The organism is Rhodococcus sp. YL-1, from assembly GCF_001942025.1.
Taxonomy (GTDB): Bacteria; Actinomycetota; Actinomycetes; order Mycobacteriales; family Mycobacteriaceae; genus Rhodococcus_F; species Rhodococcus_F qingshengii.
The window spans coordinates 244,839-262,198 of record NZ_CP017300.1; the positions used below are offsets into that span (position 1 = coordinate 244,839).

The window sequence follows — 17,360 nt, forward strand, 5'->3', positions numbered from 1 at the left end:
TATTAGCATTCCGGAAACGGGAGGCCAAGGCACCGTACAGAGAAAGGTTTGGGCACCATGCCAATCGATCAAGACGAAATCCAGGCTCTTGTCTCGGTGGAGACAGGCGAGATTGATCGCCGCATCTTCACCGATCAAGCGATCTTCGACCGCGAGATGCGCGAAATATTCGGTCGTGCATGGCTTTTCCTCTGCCATGAATCCCAGATCCCGAAGTCGGGCGACTTCTTCGAAGCCCCAATGGGCAGGGACAACGTCCTCGTCGTTCGTCAGAAGGACGGCACCATCCGGGCAATGCTCAACACATGCACTCACCGAGGAAACTCCGTGTGCCGCGCGGAGGAGGGCAACACCAAGAATTTCATGTGCACCTATCACGGCTGGACCTTCGGTATAGACGGTGAGCTGGTAGGCGTCCCGCAGCTTGAGTCGTTCTACAAGAACGACTTGGATCTCTCAAAGCACGGGTTGCGCCACGTGGCACAACTCGACACCTACAAGGGATTCGTGTTTGCAACATTCGATGCAGAGGCACCGACCCTCATCGACTTCCTCGGCAGTACAGGCCGTCTCGGTATCGATCTGATCGCTGAGATGGGGGACATGGAGATCGTCCCCGGCGTAGGCAAGTTCGAGATCGACTGCAACTGGAAACTGTGTGTGGACAACCTATTCGACTGGTATCACCCGCAGATTACGCACATGTCCGCCACTTACGCGAACCTTCCTGTAGAGGTCGACGACGCTTTCCTCGAACAGGCGCGAGACGCAGGGGGCGCGCGCACTCCGGACGGCACCGAGATCGAGTTTTCGAGCTCCGACGTGCTCGACTTCCCTGACATGATCGGGGTTTTCGGCGAATATGGACACGCTATTGCCGGACCTCCGGCAGATCCCCAGAAACTCGCACAGCAGTGGCGAAACCGACCTGAGGCGATCGAGGCACTCGGACCCCTCGGCATCCGGATTGGTGGACATCCGGGCATCTTCCCCACCATGTGGATCACAGAAATCGGTCAGGTGAGCCTCCGCGTGCCCCGCTCGCCGACACTCACCGAGATCTGGTGGTTCAACTTCGTCCCGAAGGAAGCCCCCGCCGAGGTCCGCTCCTTCATGATCGAAGTCCAGAACCACCTATTCGGCCCGGCAGGCGTTCTCGAACAGGAAGACGGCGAGAACTGGGCCCAGGGCACCATGCATGCCGCTGCGGATCAGAGTGCCACCATCCCGCATCTTCTCAAGATGAACCTTGGTCGGGGAAAAATCATCCGCGAAGGCGGGCTAGCGCGTATCGAGGACGCAACCAACGAGCATGCCCAGTTGTGGACCTACAAGGCGTGGGCGCAATGGATGTCGGGCTCTTCCTGGGAAGCCCTGGCCGAGGGCACCACACCCGGCGACACTCTCTGACTTCCGAACCAAACCAGGAGATTTCGATGACCCTCAGCACTGAAATCCGCACAGACATTCTGGAGCGGATGCAGCAACAGTACGAGATCGAGCAGTTCTACTACTCCGAGGCAGCCCTTCTCGACGCCCATCGGTACGACGAGTGGGTTGAGCTTTTCACCGAGGATGCACGGTACTTTATGCCCATTCGGCGGACACGAAACCGACGTGAGATGGGCAAGGAGTTCACCAAACCAGGTGAGTCCGCGTTCTTCGATGATTCCAAAGAAGTCCTGCGCGGCCGCGTCGCCAAACTCAACTCCGGGACGTCCTGGGCGGAAGACCCGCCGTCGCGGACCCGGCACATCGTGACAAACATCCGTATCGGCGAGACAGAGGGGGATGAGACGAGGGTGTACTCGAACTTCCTTCTCTACCGGACCCGTCTGAAGTCCGAGGAGGACCAATGGATCGGATCGCGGGTGGACACCTTGCGGCGGGTCGACGGTGCATTGCTGATCTCGGGCCGTTCGATCTATCTGGAGCAGACCTTGCTTCTGTCCCGTAACTTGAGCAACTTCTTCTGATCTCATCGCTACCACCGCTACATCAGCAGCGGACTGGAGGAAAGAAAATGGATTACGTCAGTTCAGTCGCTTACATGGTCGCGAAGGGCCCTCTGGACGAATGGCAGTGGTATGCAACCGAAAACCTCGGGATGCAGGCCGTGTCCGGTGACGACCCGAACCACCAGTGGTTCCGCATGGACGAGCGCGCCTATCGTCTCATCGTCGAGCCGGGCGAGTCGAGGCACATCTCGATGGGGCTCGAGACGTTGACGGAGGCCAATCTCGAACGCTGCGTCGCGAATCTCCTCGACCGGGGTCACAGCGCCGTCGAGGATGAAGAGTTAGCCAAGCAACGCCGCGTCCGCCGTCTCGTGCGGTCAGTCGATCCGAGCGGCAACGGCATCGAGGTCTTCTACGGCCAGGAATCCAGTGATTCCACTTTCGTCTCCCCTCGCGGCGTCAAGTTCGTTACCGGCGACATGGGCTTCGGTCACGCGTTCCTCTTGGTCGACGATTGGAAAGCCATGCTCGACTACTACGTCGACGGTCTCGGATTCCGGCTCAGTGACACCATTGATATCGCGATTCCGAATTTTCAGACGGAAGGCATTTTTCTGCACTGCAACGCGCGACATCACTCGATCGCCTTTGCCCAGATCCCCGAAGCAGGTCCTAGGGTCGGCCACATCATGCTTGAAGTCGACACACTCGACGCCGTCGGATACGCACTCGACAAGGCCGAGGATCACGGTGGGCTACTCACCATGACACTGGGCAAGCACACCAACGACCACATGACGTCGTTCTACATGCAGACACCCTCGGGATTTGAGGTCGAGTACGGCTGGGAAGGCCGCACGGTTGACGACAAGGACTGGACCGTGGGGCACTACTCCGCGATCAGCAACTGGGGGCACCGGCGCGTAGCCCAAGCCACAGAGTCGGCGTCTCAGCCGAGCTGACCGGTCGGCAGGCCGCCTGCGCACCGGAAACAGTGTGCAGGTAGCTTGCCGGGGAGTACGGCCGCCGCCTCGAAAACTCACGACATGGATGACGAAGACCACACACTAGTAGTACTGAAATGCACCGAGATACAGGTTCAGCATCTTTGTTCGTAGTCTTCCGGCTGAAGACCATCCCCAACCTAATGCGGTGTTCTTGAAGTTTTTCGACGGTCGGCTTCCGCGAGTATCTGCTCGGCGGTTTTTCTCCAGATGAATGGCTGCGCTCGTGGGTTCCACCCGTTGATGAAGTCCCGAATCTGGGCGGTGAGCTCGCGAACATTGAGGAAGGTGCCGCGGTGGATGGCTTGGCGTTCGATGATGCCGAACCAGACTTCGACGAGGTTCATCCATGACGCCGAGGTAAGGGTGAAATGGACGTGGATTCGCGGTTTCGCCGCCAGCCATTCCCACACTTCCTGCTTTTTGTGTGTGGCGTAGTTATCCATCACCAGGTGCAACTCCTGGTCCGGATATGCCCGCGCCACATGTTTGAGGAACACGAGAAACTCCTGGTGGCGGTGCCGGGTCCGGCAGATCCCGGTGACCTTTCCGGTCGCGATCTCCAATGCCGCGAACAAGGTGGTCGTGCCATTACGGACGTAGTTGTGCGTCTGCCGTTCGGGGATACCGATCTGCATCGGCAACGTGGGCGCCGTCCGATCCAAGGCTTGGATCTGCCACTTTTCGTCCACGCAGAGCGCTATCGCGTTCTCCATCGGCTTCAAGTGCAAGCCGACGATGTCGGTGACCTTCGTAACCAACTCCGGATCGGTAGAAAACTTGAATGTCTCACTGCGCCAAGGCTGCACACCATACTCGCGCCATGCCTCCGCGACAGTGCTGTTGCTGATCTTCAATCGATCTGCCAGCAAACGTGTGCTCCAATGGGTGACGCCGAGTTTCTTCGGCGCCGGCATCAACGTTTCCGACACGATCTTGCGGTGATCGATCATGCGTGGCCGCCCCGAGCGCGGCTCGTCGACCAGTCCGTTCATCCCGGCTTCGTCGTAGCGTGCCTGCCAAGTGATCACGGTATGCCGGGTTACGCCCGGTCCCACTCGATGACGAGCGAGTTCGATCGTCCCGAGCGGCGTCCACCGAACCAGGCACTAATGCCGCGATCCGTGTGTTCGATCCGGCCTCGGACGCTAGCACGATGATCTGAGCCCGCTGCGCGATACCGGCCCGGACCGATCTGGACCGCATCAACGCCGTCACATGCTCTGGTAGATGTATTTTCCCACCGAAGTCCGAAGCAATCAGCGGCACGGCGACAAATTGACCGCAGACCCGAACATGAGAGAGGTACAGCGTGCAATATCGCAAACTGGGCAGATCGGAAATCCAGGTATCTGTGCTCGGACTCGGTGGCAATACCTTCGGTCCGCCGCGACTGGACCGTGATACATCGATTCAGGTCATTCGTGCTGCACTGGACGAGGGCGTGACACTCATAGATACCTCGAACCTCTACGGTTCGGGTCGATCAGAGTCGTTCATCGGTGAGGCGATCACGGGGCGGCGAAACGAGGCGGTGATTGCCACCAAGTTCAATTTCGCCGCACTGGATGGTGAGGACCCGGTACGGCGGATTCGACGTCACTGCGAGGAGAGCTTGTCCAAGATCGGAACCGACTTCATCGACCTGTATCAGGTTCACATGCCGTCGGATGAGATCAGTACCGACGAGTTGATCGAGACGCTGGCGGTATTGGCGGAGGAGGGCAAGATTCGGGAGTACGGCGTGTCCAACTACGCGTCATGGCGGTTGGCTGAGACGCAGGCCGCCGCCACGAGGCTGCAGGCACCGCAGCCCGTGAGTATCCAGAACCAATACAGCCTGCTTCATCGCTACCCCGAGCGGGAACTCATCCAGGCCTGCGAACGCTACGGTGTGTCGTTGATCCCCTATCATCCGCTGGCCGGGGGGTTTCTGACCGGAAAGTACCGGAAGGGGGAGGAACCGCCGCCTGGAACACGTGGTGCTGCTGGTAGTCCCATCGTGCGAAACATGAGTACGGAACGGAACTGGCAGACTGTCGACGAGCTCGAACGCTTCGCAGCCAATCGGGGGCACACAGTAACAGAGCTCGCGATCGCATGGCTCGCGGCGAAACCGTTTGTCGGATCGATCATCGCGGGCGTCAGCAATGTCGAGCAGCTCGCGGAGTTCGACATGGCGGTACTCGGTCCGCTCGCCCGTAAGGCCGAAGACCTCGACCTCGCCCTGGATGTTCTCGCAGGAGCAAGTCACGACCGCGCGACCGCATGGCGGCTAGAGCTACCTACTGCCCGGGCGACGACTCTGCGCGGATTCCGCGTGGCAGCCTGGCTCGACGATCCGTTCTGCCAGGTAGACAGCGAACTGGTCGCGATCATGCGGGAAGCCCTCGACGCCGTGCGGGCCGCGGGCGCCGTCGTGACCGAGGGCAAGGGGCCGGTCGGTCTCGAGGAAACCATGTCGCTCTATCAACCACTGCTGATGGCGCAGAGCGGACTGATCGAGCGCGACGAGTCGTATGATCTCCTGGTGGAGGTCGCCGCGGAGGAGGGGGCCGCAGGTGGGTTCGCATCGGACCTGACAGTGCGATTCCGTGACTGGCACGCCCTCGACGAACGTCGGGAAAATTCCCGTCGCCGCTGGGCGGAGTTCTTCGACGGCGTGGACGTGCTTGTTTGCCCGGTGAGTCCGACGGCGGCATTCCCCCACGACCAACGACCCGACCCCGCGTGGTCCGTTCGTACTCTGCAGGTCGACGGCGAAGAGCGACCCTATCGCGAGATGCTCTCCTGGATGGCGCCATCCTCGCTCAACCACTTGCCTGCGGCAGTCGCACCCATCGGGACGACACGGAACGGACTACCGGTGGGCATCCAAGTGATCGCGCCATACCTGCACGACCGGACGGCGGTGAGATTCGTTCGGTGCCTCGCAGATGCGATCGGCGGGTTCCGCCGTCCACCAGGGTTCTGAGTAGCATCGTCGGAACAGGGAAGTAGGGCATCGGCGGCCTACCGGGGGATGAGATTCGCCGATGTGCGCTCTGGAACGATCCCTGAGAAGCACAGCTTCCGGTCGGCCGCCGATTCGTGGCGGTGAAACCGCCTCGGCTCCGAAGATTGGGACAGCATAGGCGTAATAATTATCGCATGTAGCAGGATGATGTATCCGAGAGATGTTATTTTCCAGCCCCTTTCGGAATTTGAAGATCGCAGGGCAACTAGTTCTGCCGGTGCCTTTGCTCATGTCAGGGGGAGAGGGAAGAGCCTTTTGTGGCGCCGTCAACGCCGTAGCGCCGCGCGCTCAACTCCTACGGGGAGAACCGCTGCATGGCGGAGCGTGGCGGCTTACTGACTGCCTCCTGCCCTTCCACTAATCCCACGGATGACATGAAACGAACGGTCCGCGCCGGATGGGTTCAGCGCCGAGCCGTTTCACTGAGTCGAACACAATGGTGGACGCCTTTGTCGCGAAATCATATCCTCGGAACCAGTCGCAAACTGCCGCGAGTACTACTGCACAACAGCACTTTCCGGAGGAAACCCATGCAGAAACCACCGCCGTGGCCCACCGAATCATTGCGAACGTGGGCAACCGAGGCGCTCGAACAGTTCATCGCCGACGTCGAGAGAGGTGTGGTGGCAGAAGCATCTGCGGCCAATCGATTCTTGACGCTTGAGGACGCCCACGCCGAACTGGCCCGGCGACGCCGCGGTCAGGCATTACACCACCTCGCGCCTCCCGCATGAGGATGTCAGCGCCTATTTCCCGCGCAGCGGAGAGGTAAGATCTCCACCACGGCGCAATCCATGCATGACCCTTCGAGCCTCCGTTTCCTTTTGGGGTCTGGGTCTTAACCGTTCAAGATAGCTATCTTTGATAGTTGCAGCACACGAGCGACGAGGTAAAGGCATGGTCAACGCCCAATCGATCCGGTTTCTGCCGGCGGAGATGACCAACTTGGTCGGCAGGGAATCGGAGTCCGGTCATGTGCGCCGCCTGTTGGGAGTCTCGCGGTTGGTAACACTGACCGGAATGGGGGGGTGTCGGAAAGACACGGCTGGCGCTGCAAGTCGCGCATCGGGCCCGGCGTGGATTCACCGATGGTGTTGCATTCGTCGAACTCGCCGAGGTAGCCGACGCTGCGCTCGTGGCACTGACCGTCGCCCAGGCGGTGTCCACCCCGGTCCACCAGCAGGACGTCGTAGCGACGATCATCGACTACTTGCGTGGACGCGAACTGCTGCTGGTACTCGACAACTGCGAGCATCTCATCGACGAGACCGCGATACTTGTCCGAAACCTCTTGTCCGCGTGCGCGGGTCTGCGCATTCTGGCGACGAGCCGGGAACCGTTGCGCGTCGCCGGTGAACACGTATTCGAGGTGGAGCCTCTGTCGGTGCGGAGCTCCGCGACAGCACCCGCCAACAACGAAACCGCGCGATCGGAGGCGGTCACACTGTTCGTCCAGCGCGCGGTTGCGGCGGCGCCCGGGTTCCAGGTCTCTTCGGAGAACGCCGAGAAGGTCGAGGAACTCTGCCGCCGACTGGATGGTCTGCCTCTGGCGATCGAACTCGCTGCCGGCCGTATGCGCGGGTTGTCGCCGTCGGAGCTGCTCGACCGATTCGACGACCGCGACCGGCTACTGAGCTCCGGCGATCGATCCGCTGCCCCTCGCCACCAGTCATTGTGGGCGACACTCGATTGGAGTTACGACCTCTGTTCCGTCCCTGAGCGCACATTGTGGGAACGCCTGTCGATCTTCACCGGGAACGTGCACTTGGAGGCGGCCGAGAATATTTGCAGCGGAGGCGATTTGCCGCGCGAATCTGTCGTCGAGCACATCTCGACGCTGGTCGACAAATCAATCCTCGCGCTGCACGATACCGACGGGCGAGCAACATACCGCATGCTCGAGACCGTCCGTGACTACGGACGGCGCAGGTTGCGTGGGCGACCCGCTGAAAAGGAGATCGTCGACCGCTACCGCTCGTACTACGTCGGTCTCGCAAAGGAATTCGACGAGAAGTGGTTCGGTCCAGGCCAGGAGCGAATGGTCGAACGTATGCGGGGCGAGCAGGCCAACGCGCGTGCCGTCCTCGACTCGTTGCTGTCGGACACCGACGGCGGGCGCACCGCGCTCGGAATGGCGGCAGCACTCTTCTGGTACTGGCTCGGTTGCGGGCAGCAGCGAGAGGGTCGGCACTGGTTGGACCGAGCGTTGGCGTCCGACGCCACCCCCAGTCCTGAACGCGCTGCCGCACTGTGGTGCAACGGATATCTCGCGGTGGCCGAGGGAAAAGCCGCGGTGGCACTTGACCTTCTACGGAAGAGCCAGGATCTGGCTTGCGAGTTGGGCGACGCCGTCAACCTTACGCACGCTACACACATCAGGGGCATCGCGGAACACAATCTGGGTAATCGACAGCTGGGATTGGCGCTCATCGAGGAGGGTTCGTCGATGGAGGCTGAGCGCGGCCCGAGCGCACTTCACATTCTTGCCCTCGAGCACGTGGGATGGGCGTACTGCCGCAGACTCGAGCCCGAGCGCGCGATCGAAGTCCTCAATCCATGCCTCGAAGCCTGCATCGAGCGAGACGAACGCTGGTCCCTCTCCTGGATCCGAACCTTCCTGGGACTCGCGCACTGGTTGCGCGGTGATTGTCACGAAGCCGCCGAACACCTGAGTGAGGCACTCGTCGTCAAGCGTCTGTTCCACGATGCGCTCGGCATCGCGGTCGTGATCGAGACACTTTCCTGGGTGGCCGCTGCCTGTGGCGACGCAGAGCGATCCGCACTCCTGATGGGTGCCGTGCGTCGGGTGTGGGAGCCGTTGGGCAACTACCAAGGAGGGTTCGAACTTCACGGTTGGAGCGAGGAAGCTGAGAGCCGGGCACGCAAGGACCTTGGTGCCGAGTCGTTCGATGCAGCTTTCGCGGCTGGAGGTCGGCTCGATACATCACAGGCGATTGCCTATGCACTGGGTGAGACACCGCCGACCGAGTCCGAAAGCCCGGCCGACGACGCCGTCACCTCCACGCTCACGCCCCGCGAGTCCCAAGTGGCGCGGCTGTTGGCCGAGGGAATGACCAACAAGCAGATCGCTCAGGCACTCGTCGTAGTACCACGAACTGTCGAGAGCCATGTCGAACACATCTTCATCAAGCTCGGTGTGACCAGCCGGACCCAGGCTGCGATCCTGCTCGCTGAGCAGGATCGGTCCCGCGGGGCGGTCTAGTGTTCGTCCCCGAGCGTCCTGCGGTTCGCCAGGACACCCGTCGCGGCTCGTGACCGATCCGATGTCGCAGTATCGACGTCGGCGAGGAGCAACCCGGGTTCTTCACCCAATCGACCGATGACCTGGCCGAACGGGTCCGCGACCATGGAGTGGCCGATTCCGGTGGGCGCACCGGGACTGACGGCCACGCCGGCCGCGGTCGGGTCGGCCTGATCGCAACCCAGGATCCACGAGCCCGAGTCGAGTGCACGTGCGCGCACCAGCACCTCCCACTGCTGGGCTTTGCCCTCGCCGGCACCCCAGGACGTCGGCACCACGACTGTGCTCGCGCCGGCCTCGGCCAAGCGTACGAACAGGTCGGGAAAGCGCACGTCATAGCAGGTTGCAATACCGAGTACGTGATCGTCGACCGTCACGGTGACGACGCCGTCACCCGGCGCGACCGTCTCCGATTCCCGGTAGCCGAAGGCGTCGTAGAGGTGGATCTTGTCGTACCCGAGGTGGTGGCCGAGGCCGGTGACGAGCACTGTGTTGCGCACCCGCGCTGCGGCCGGCGTGAACATCCCTGCAACAACGAGGACACCGTGTGCGTCGGCTATCTCGGCAACTGACGTCGCCCAGGAGCCGTCGATCGGTTCTGCGACATCCACCGACGGCACCCCGAAATGCGCCATGGTTGCTTCCGGGAACACCACCACACGCGCGCCGGAGTCTGCTGCGCGGCTTGTCCAGTCACGCACATATTCCAGGTTTCGCACTGGATCGGGTGTAGAGGCGATCTGGCACAAGCCGATTCGCACCTGCCCGCCGGTCACCGGGTTCCCTGCCCCTCACGGGGAATCCATCCCGGACGACCCAGGAGGTAGCGCACCATGCGCGGCGGGATGGTCAGGATGTCCTCGATCTCGCCTGCGTCGGAGGGTAGCTCGGTACGCACTTGATGCGGTACTCCTGCCTTCAGCTTGTCCACCCATTCGGGATCGATGAGCGCAGCGCGTCCGACGGCCACCAGATCCGCACCAGCGCCCAACGCGTCTTCGGTGTCCTCGAGGGTACGGATACCACCGCTGGCGACTACCGCGCATCGTCCCGCCACCGCAGCAGAGAACGCCGTGATCGGACTACGAGACTCGACCCGTTCCCTGGCCTTGGTCCAATCACGGTCCTCGGGTTGCGGTGAGTTCTTGCGGAAGTTGTCCATCGAGATGTGCACGTAGTCGACGCCGGACTCGGCCAGTCGTTCGGCGAGCCTCGACGAATCTTCGAGGGTGAACCCGCCGGACTCCGATTCGAAGGGCGTCACACGGAAGCCCACCGTGACGTCGGGGCCTACGACGCTGCGGACTACGTCGGCAATGGCCAGCGGCAAACGCATTCGTTCGTCGAGTCCTCCGCCCCAACGGTCGGTGCGCCGGTTCGCTCGTGGCGAGAAGAACTGGTGGATCAGATAGTGGTTCGCGCCATGGATCTCGATGCCGTCGAACCCAGCTTGGATTCCGAGTTCCGCGGATCGACCGAACGCCGCGATCACTTCGTCGATCTCGTAGGGACTCAACTCACGTGGGGTTGGGGCATTCGGTCGTGCCGATGGAACCGCCGAGGGAGCGCGAATCCCACTGGGACCTACGAGTTCTGGAAGCGCAATGCGTCCCCCGTCATAGATCTGGAGGATTCCGAGCCCCCCGCCACCCCGGACGGCCTGCGCGATCAACCGTAGGCTGTCGAGGTGCTCCGGGCCGGTGGCGCCGATACCTTGCCAGGAGCGACCATCGGCGTGAACATAGGCACAGGAAGTGATGGCAGCACCGAACTGGGAGGCGCCGCGCCGCTTGATGTAGCTCAGCTCCGCCTCGGTCGCCGACCCGTCCGGAGCGGACGCGTCGGTGGTCATGGGCGCGAGCATGAACCGATTTCTCAACATGGCACCGGATTTCAGCTGAATCGGCGACCAGGGATCGGGAGAGTTGTACACAGTGGACTCCTGCAGGTTTGGGGCGCAAACGATTTCGAGGATCTCAGTCGACCGGTGTGGGGATCCGATCAACCTCGTACGACAGCGAAATTGTCCGGCCGGTGTCAGGGTCACCCAGCTCGACGCTCCATCCGGTGGCGAACTGGTCGATGTCGGCGCGCATAGGGATGGTGCCGGACATCAGGATGGTCCCCGGTTCGAGAAGGCCACGCGTCCTCAACTCGTCCGCCCAGTACATGGGCGTCAACAGTTCCGCGAGCGTTCCCTTCTGAATAACCTGCGGACCGGCATCTGTCTGAATGCTGCCCGTGAGTGTCAATTCGTCTATGCGATCGGCGACGTCGGCGAGCCTCCATGCCTGACGCGCAAGAACATCGGGAGCCGCTTGCTTGCTCCACGCCACCCCATGCTGCTCGAGCAAGCGGTCGGTGTGGTCGCAGGCCGCCGTCAGCAACAGATCGCGCGGGTCTGTGCCCGCCACGACCAGTGCCCACTCCGCCTCGCCGGACGTACGCTCGTGCTGCACCGGCACTCTGCCGGTCTGCATCGCAAGGTACGGGGAGATCGGATAGATGCACGGAATCCGCGTCGGCGCAGGAACACCCAGCTCGGCGAGCTCGGCGACGTGCGCTGCGACATCCTCTTGGCTGCGCCCGGCGTATCCGGCGTTGAGCAGGGTGTCAACCCTCACCACAACCTGCTCGCCGTCAGGCAGTTCGAAGGTCAGGTTGGTCATCGTTGTTCCTCACTGTCGGCCGTGGCATCGAGCCACGGTAGGTGTCGTTTGATAAGTAGGGTTGTCATCTCTCCTAGCTACCCGGAGAGATGACGTTGCCAACTGGCCTGCTGGGTGCGCTGCGCGATGCCGGCAGCTGCGGCGCGGACGACCGGAACCGCCTTCGCAGGCGGGAACCGGCGTACCGGTCCCGAAACCGAGATCGCCCCTATAAGCTCCCCCGACCAGGTACAAATCGGTACCGCCACACAGGTCATACCAGGCTTGGTCTCCTGCCGGTCATACGCGATGCCGCTATGTCGGATCGCTGCCAGCTCACTCGCGAGCTGGCCGCTCGTCGAGATGCTCGACGACGTGGCGGGCCGTAAGTTCCTCGCTACCCGCGAGAGCACGTCATCCCCACTGAACGCGAGCAACGCCTTGCCGCCCGCGGTGTTTGTGGCGGGTAGTCTTCCTCCGACGCAGACGGGTGAGTCCACGCCGTTGTGACCGTGAATCTTGTCGATGTAGAGCGCATCCCCTTCGGCGAGGACACAGAGATTCACTGTCTCGTGAGTCTTCTCGTACAGATCCAGCAGGTATGGAGTTGCGATTCGTTGCAGCTCTTGCGCCCCTGGATTCGGTGCGAGAGAGGCAAGTTCACCCAATCTCGCGCCCGGGGAGTACGTGGTGCCAAGCCTTCTAACCATGCCCCACTCGACGAGGACTGCGAGTAGCCGGTGCGCCGTCGACTTGGGCAGGTTCGTTCGCCGGGCAATCTCGGTGACGTTCATCGTGTGCGCATGCGGGGTAAAGCTGCTCAACACTGCCAATGCCTTCGCGACCGACGTGGAGGACCCACGATCCATACGGCCGCGATCAATCATCAGCTGGATGTTTGCTCGCTCTCCCGTTGCAGATGCTGTGGACTGGACAGGGGCGAGTGCCCTCGGAATCGTCATGGTGGCCTTTCGGTCGCCAGTGCCAACCACCAAGGTCAGCGGACTGGGTCTGTCACGGGTCGCGGCCGTGGGCCGCGCACAGGCGATCCCCAGGCGGGGCATGAGAGCGACCGCCGGACTTCCCACCGAACCCCGCACCCAGGTGTCCGTCACCGGACGGGGTTGGGCTGTTGGACCCCGGATGACGATCGGACCATCTGATGAGCGCGGACTCTGCGTGTTCGGTGTTCGACCTGCCCTTCAAGGCTATTTCGAAGTGTCGCCCGTCACATCGGGGAAACTACCGAGAAAACTACCGAACTATCCGAATACCGACAGACGGAGTACACCACCGGAGCACACCACCTGGACCCGTCAGCTCGTCACGCGAACCGATCCCAGATTCGTGAACTGCGCCACGATCGGCGCACCAGCAGGCACCGCGACCGCATCGGTCATTCCGCCGGTCATCACGATCCACCCCGCCTCGAGTGCGTGTCCACGCTGCCCGAGCGAATTGGCGGCCATGGCCAGCGCCTCGGCCGGGTGCCCCTGGACGGCGGCACCGACGCCGGTGGCCTCGAGCTTTCCGTCCACTTCGAGCAGGCACGCCTCCAACGACAAATCCAGCGTCGCGGGATCGGTTCCGATCGGCCCCGTCGCGTAGAGGGCGGACGACGCGTTGTCCGCGATCACGTCGGGCAGTGTGAATCGGAAGTCGCGAAATCGGCTGTCGATGATCTCGACGCTGGCGTAAACTCGATCGACCGCTGCCATTGCCACGGCAGCCGTGATCCCAGGGCCACACAGCCGGCGCCCGAGCACGAAGGTGATCTCCGGCTCCACGCGCGGATGAATGAGTCGATCGTGCGGTAGCGGAACACCGGCCGGCAGGACCATCGCGTCGGTGAGCCACGCGGTCAACGGTTCCGACACCCCCATCTGCTGCTGCTTCGCCGGCGACGTGAGACCCAACTTGATACCGACGATGGTCTCACCACGCTCGATCCGCTGGCTGAGCGCCTCGTCCTGGATTCGGTACGCAAGGTCGATATCGAGGTCCGGGAAGGTGTCGGTGAGCGGCGCGATGTCCGTCCGGTCCGCCTCCGCCTGCAAAAGTTGAGTTGCCAGTGCCTCGACGGAGTGCAGCTGCTCCAATGTCTGGATGCTCCGCGCAGTTTCCGGTTCCATTTCTACTCCTGGGTTCGGTTAATCGGGTGGACCGCCACTCTGGTCCTGTCGAACGAGTGTGAGAACCGCCGCGGTCCACCCATCGGAACACTCCCTCGGCTATGCCGCCCTGTGGAACATCGACATTGCCTGAGCGCTCACCGATCCTGAATCCTTCATCACGACAAGGATTTCGGAATGCAAGGGAGATCGATTCATGGCCACGCTCATCGTCGACGACACCTCGATCTACTACGAGGAGCACGGGGATGGAGAGCCCCTGCTGCTGGTGCACGGAGCGGCGGCATCCGGACGCTGGTTCGGTGACCTGCTGCCACAGCTCGCCCGGCGAAACCGTGTGATCGTCCCAGATCTCCGGGGGCTGGGGCGAAGCCAGCGCGTCGCACCATTGACGCGCCCGCAGGTATGGGTAGAGGACCTGTGGCGCCTGCTCGACGAACTCGGACTCGATCGTGTCCACGTGGCGGGGGTGTCACTCGGTTCACGCATCGCTGGTCGGCTCGTCCTCGAAAACCAGGAACGAATAAGGACTTTGACGGTCGATGCCCCGATCATCGGGCTGAGCAACACAGGCAACGCCTCGCTCAACAGCGTGTTCACCGAAGTCGATCCCGGCAGCGAGCAGGCTCGCGAGTGGCGGACACTGCACGGCGACGACTGGCGTGACGCGATCGCCTTCTACGCCGCCACCCGGAGCACCGCCGAGTTCCAGCAGTACTACACGCTGCGCCACCATCTGGCAGAACTCGACGTACCCACCCTCGTCTCCCGCGGTGACCACGACGACACGATCCACCCGGTCGACGATGCCTTCATCTGGCACAAGCAGGCACCGAACACGGAACTGTTCATTGCGCCGGGACTGACGCAGTCGTCGGTCATGCTCGAGCGCACCGAGCAGTTCGTCGCGGAGTTCGACGCGTTCCAGGCACGTTGCGCGCTGGCACCGACGGCATGAACTGCGTTCTGGTCACGGGTTTCGGTCCGTACGGTGACGAGGCCGACAATCCCAGCGGGGAGATCGCACGTCGAATCGACGGTACGCAAATCGGCAGCACCGAGGTTGGCGATCGCGAGTGCAGCTGCTCTCTGCTGGGCCGCCAGTAGGGCGACCATGGCGGTCACGGGAGTAAATCCGCCGAGTCCGATCCCGCTCACGACAGCAACGGCGAGTAGTGCTCCGAAGTCGGTTCCAAGAAAATGCGGAACGCTGTACCACCCGACTAGAGATGCCGCGAGAGCGAATCCGCCTGCCCAAGCGACGACATTCGCTGCTCCCACGCGGTCGGACAGATAGCCTGCCGCGAGGTTACCGGGGAGACACGCGAGAAGCATGGTTCCCCACGCCGTCTGCCATTGTGAAATGGAGAAGCCTATATCGTTGATCAGGTACGAGGCGAAATACAACGGCAGCGAATAGAAGATCAATCCGTTGATGATTCGCAGTACCACACCCGCCCCGATTCGCGGAGTGGTCCTGACGACCGATAGACCGTGGATCACGGTCTTCACGGTGGCTCGGGCGCCGGTGTCGGATATTTCAGATCGCGCGCGGATCAGGAAGATTGCCATCAGCCCCCCGGCCACGACGAAGGCGAGGGAGACCCAAAGCGTGGCGTAGCTACCAATCCGCGGAATGGTGAACCCGGCGAGGTACGCGCTGAGAACACCGAGGCCGGCCGTGTACGAGAACCAGTACCAGCCCATCGCGCGGCCTAGAACCGCGTCTGGTGTCCGTGTCGTCACCCAGACGAGGAATCCAAATGCGAAGAACGGGTATCCCAACCCTCGAATTGCGTAAGCTACCAGCATGATCGGGTAGATTTTCGTCGCTACGCCGGCGGTCAGGAAAATGACATGAAAGATCACCCAAACGGCCAGTCCGATCATCATGACGCGTCTGGGTCCCCACGCTTCCACCAAGGCTCCAGAGAGCCACGACGCGAGGGCAACGACCACGCCGTACACGGCTACGAGCGTCGCGACGTCGGCGGTCGTGAAGCCAACCACCTCCAGATATGTTGCGAGGAAACCAACTTCGACTCCGTCACCGACCATGAAGAGCAACATGGCCACATATCCCCATGCCAAGGGCCGGACAATTCCTTGTCGTTCGAGCCACGGCTGCGCGGCGGAAACCCCGCGTTCACTCGGTTCATACATGAGAGTTCCTCGGATGGATCCGGACGACGAGCATCTGTGTGCCGCCGACCGAGGTGGACGTAGTTCGCTGTGACGGGCCGACTCTTTGCTCTCGTTGCTCGCCCTCGTGGACCTGTGGACTGGGTGCAGACAACGAAGGGCAATGAAGGTTTCCGCCGAACGATTGGCAGACCATAGAATTGTCTGCCTCGTTGTGTCAGTTGATGCATTCCGCGATGTGGAACGCGAACAAGGTATTCCGAACGAGAATCCTGTTTTGCGCCGTGGAAGCGTTGCCTTGTTCGTCGGATTCGCTGGCTTCTGGCAACGTGGCTCGCACTGTCGCGTCTCTCCCCGTCATTCACGTGTTGTCCCGGGTGCCTCCTCTGATGTGACAATGGTTTCGAGGTTCTGATGAGTCCGGACCCGCAATTCGGGCATGGATTCCGTTGGTTGGAACACATTTTCGTGACGATGAAGGTGAGGGTGATATACGTCTGGATGATCTTCCCCCGCCGCCGCTCCGGCCTTGAGCCTTGGCTGGCTACGGGATTCCAGTCGGGGCCCGGCGCTGTGCAGAGCCCGGGCCTAAACACTCAACATGCACCCAGGCAGAACAGGAGCTTTTAGAAATGCATTTGAGGAACTCACCGATAAATTTGGCAACCGCCGAATCTGCGATCCGTGCCGCGCTGGAGATGGCAGAGAGCGACGGGGTCGGAATCTGCGTTGCGATTGTCGACGACCGTGGTCATGACCTAATGGTCGTGCGTGACAAAGCCATTTGGTTCACCGCCGGCGCCGCGAGAGCCAAAGCCGCCACCGCAGCGCTCCTAGGGATGCCCACCTCCTCGTTTGCTGAGCTGGCCGGCGAGTACCCGGACCTCTCGCCCCTTATCCAGAGCCAGGTAAGGGAACCGATGACAACATTGCCGGGGGGAGTACCGCTGACCGTCGATGGCGAGGTGGTTGGCGGAATCGGAGTCAGCGGTGCAACGCCAGAACAAGATGCCCAGTACGCCCACGTTGGAGCTGAAATCTTCGTTCGAGCACAGAGGTCTGACACCCCGGTGTCAGGATGACGGGTCGCACTTCACCGGCCCTCTGCGCGGACTCCTTCCCCGCCCCTTTCCGTCCTGGTTTGTGATGACGAGTAGCTCGGGAAGCTATTCTCCACAGTGCCTCGGCGGTGGCGGTT

At 62.0% G+C, this 17,360-nt stretch carries 14 protein-coding genes and 2 pseudogenes; 9 read left to right on the top strand and 7 right to left on the bottom strand.

All coding sequences use genetic code 11. The annotated features are described in order from the left end of the window. Positions 1-57: 57 nt before the first annotated feature. Genes BH682_RS30860 through BH682_RS30870 form a run of 3 tightly spaced genes read left to right on the top strand, consistent with a single transcriptional unit; the run spans position 58 to position 2,920 of the window. A complete protein-coding gene (locus tag BH682_RS30860) occupies positions 58-1,410 on the top strand; it encodes an aromatic ring-hydroxylating oxygenase subunit alpha (protein WP_075835764.1) in 1,353 nt (450 codons plus the stop codon). Between the two features lie 26 nt (positions 1,411-1,436). After that, entirely contained in the window at positions 1,437-1,976 is a 540-nt protein-coding gene (locus BH682_RS30865) for an aromatic-ring-hydroxylating dioxygenase subunit beta (protein WP_083954770.1), read from the top strand. 47 nt (positions 1,977-2,023) lie between these two features. Continuing rightward, on the top strand, positions 2,024-2,920 hold the full coding sequence (locus tag BH682_RS30870; protein WP_075835766.1) for a VOC family protein: 897 nt from the start codon (positions 2,024-2,026) through the stop codon (positions 2,918-2,920). Positions 2,921-3,102: 182 nt separating this feature from the next. Here the strand turns inward: BH682_RS30870 and BH682_RS30875 are convergent. Beyond that, a pseudogene (locus BH682_RS30875) lies at positions 3,103-4,011 on the bottom strand (IS630 family transposase); the annotation flags it as partial. A 263-nt stretch (positions 4,012-4,274) separates the two neighbouring features. Between BH682_RS30875 and BH682_RS30880 the strand changes: the two are divergent. The 3 genes from BH682_RS30880 to BH682_RS30890 all read left to right on the top strand — a co-directional run bounded on the left by BH682_RS30880 (position 4,275) and on the right by BH682_RS30890 (position 9,201). Next, positions 4,275-5,936 (top strand): aldo/keto reductase, encoded by a 1,662-nt coding sequence (locus tag BH682_RS30880; protein WP_075835768.1) that lies wholly within the window; start codon positions 4,275-4,277, stop codon positions 5,934-5,936. A gap of 572 nt (positions 5,937-6,508) precedes the next feature. Beyond that, positions 6,509-6,712, top strand: a complete 204-nt coding sequence (locus BH682_RS30885; RefSeq protein ID WP_075835770.1) for a hypothetical protein — start codon at positions 6,509-6,511, stop codon at positions 6,710-6,712. Positions 6,713-7,029: 317 nt separating this feature from the next. After that, positions 7,030-9,201 (top strand): ATP-binding protein, encoded by a 2,172-nt coding sequence (locus tag BH682_RS30890; protein WP_332328462.1) that lies wholly within the window; start codon positions 7,030-7,032, stop codon positions 9,199-9,201. On the opposite strand, the gene BH682_RS30895 is transcribed toward BH682_RS30890, so the two are convergent. From BH682_RS30895 to BH682_RS30915, 5 genes are all read right to left on the bottom strand, one after another. Beyond that, positions 9,198-10,016 carry a carbon-nitrogen hydrolase family protein gene (locus BH682_RS30895; RefSeq protein ID WP_075835772.1) on the bottom strand — a complete coding sequence of 273 codons (819 nt, stop codon included), beginning with the start codon at positions 10,014-10,016 and terminating at the stop codon, positions 9,198-9,200. The genes BH682_RS30890 and BH682_RS30895 overlap by 4 nt on opposite strands. Continuing rightward, on the bottom strand, positions 10,013-11,173 hold the full coding sequence (locus tag BH682_RS30900) for an oxidoreductase (RefSeq protein WP_075835773.1): 1,161 nt from the start codon (positions 11,171-11,173) through the stop codon (positions 10,013-10,015). Before BH682_RS30900 ends, BH682_RS30895 begins: the two co-directional genes overlap by 4 nt. A 43-nt stretch (positions 11,174-11,216) precedes the next feature. Then, positions 11,217-11,909, bottom strand: coding sequence for a DUF2848 domain-containing protein (locus tag BH682_RS30905; RefSeq protein ID WP_075835775.1), 693 nt, complete (start codon positions 11,907-11,909; stop codon positions 11,217-11,219). Between the two features lie 77 nt (positions 11,910-11,986). Continuing rightward, complete coding sequence (locus BH682_RS30910) at positions 11,987-12,775, bottom strand: IclR family transcriptional regulator (RefSeq protein WP_075835936.1); 789 nt, start codon at positions 12,773-12,775, stop codon at positions 11,987-11,989. A gap of 429 nt (positions 12,776-13,204) precedes the next feature. Then, positions 13,205-14,020 (bottom strand): 2-keto-4-pentenoate hydratase, encoded by an 816-nt coding sequence (locus BH682_RS30915; protein WP_157127668.1) that lies wholly within the window; start codon positions 14,018-14,020, stop codon positions 13,205-13,207. 196 nt (positions 14,021-14,216) lie between these two features. Between BH682_RS30915 and BH682_RS30920 the strand changes: the two genes are divergently transcribed. Both BH682_RS30920 and BH682_RS36490 read left to right on the top strand, forming a co-directional pair. Next, positions 14,217-14,978: an alpha/beta fold hydrolase gene (locus BH682_RS30920; RefSeq protein WP_075835777.1), complete on the top strand. Its 762-nt coding sequence runs from the start codon at positions 14,217-14,219 to the stop codon at positions 14,976-14,978. Beyond that, positions 14,975-15,127 carry a pyroglutamyl-peptidase I family protein gene (locus BH682_RS36490; RefSeq protein WP_198174646.1) on the top strand — a complete coding sequence of 51 codons (153 nt, stop codon included), beginning with the start codon at positions 14,975-14,977 and terminating at the stop codon, positions 15,125-15,127. Before BH682_RS30920 ends, BH682_RS36490 begins: the two co-directional genes overlap by 4 nt. Here the strand turns inward: BH682_RS36490 and BH682_RS36840 are convergent. Further along, positions 15,083-16,183: pseudogene (locus tag BH682_RS36840) on the bottom strand (RbtT/DalT/CsbX family MFS transporter); the annotation flags it as partial. The gene BH682_RS36490 and the pseudogene BH682_RS36840 sit on opposite strands and share 45 nt — an antisense overlap. Positions 16,184-16,794: 611 nt before the next feature. On the opposite strand from BH682_RS36840, the gene BH682_RS30935 reads away from it, so the two are divergent. Beyond that, on the top strand, positions 16,795-17,244 hold the full coding sequence (locus tag BH682_RS30935; RefSeq protein ID WP_083954771.1) for a GlcG/HbpS family heme-binding protein: 450 nt from the start codon (positions 16,795-16,797) through the stop codon (positions 17,242-17,244). The last annotated feature ends 116 nt before the right edge of the window (positions 17,245-17,360 follow it).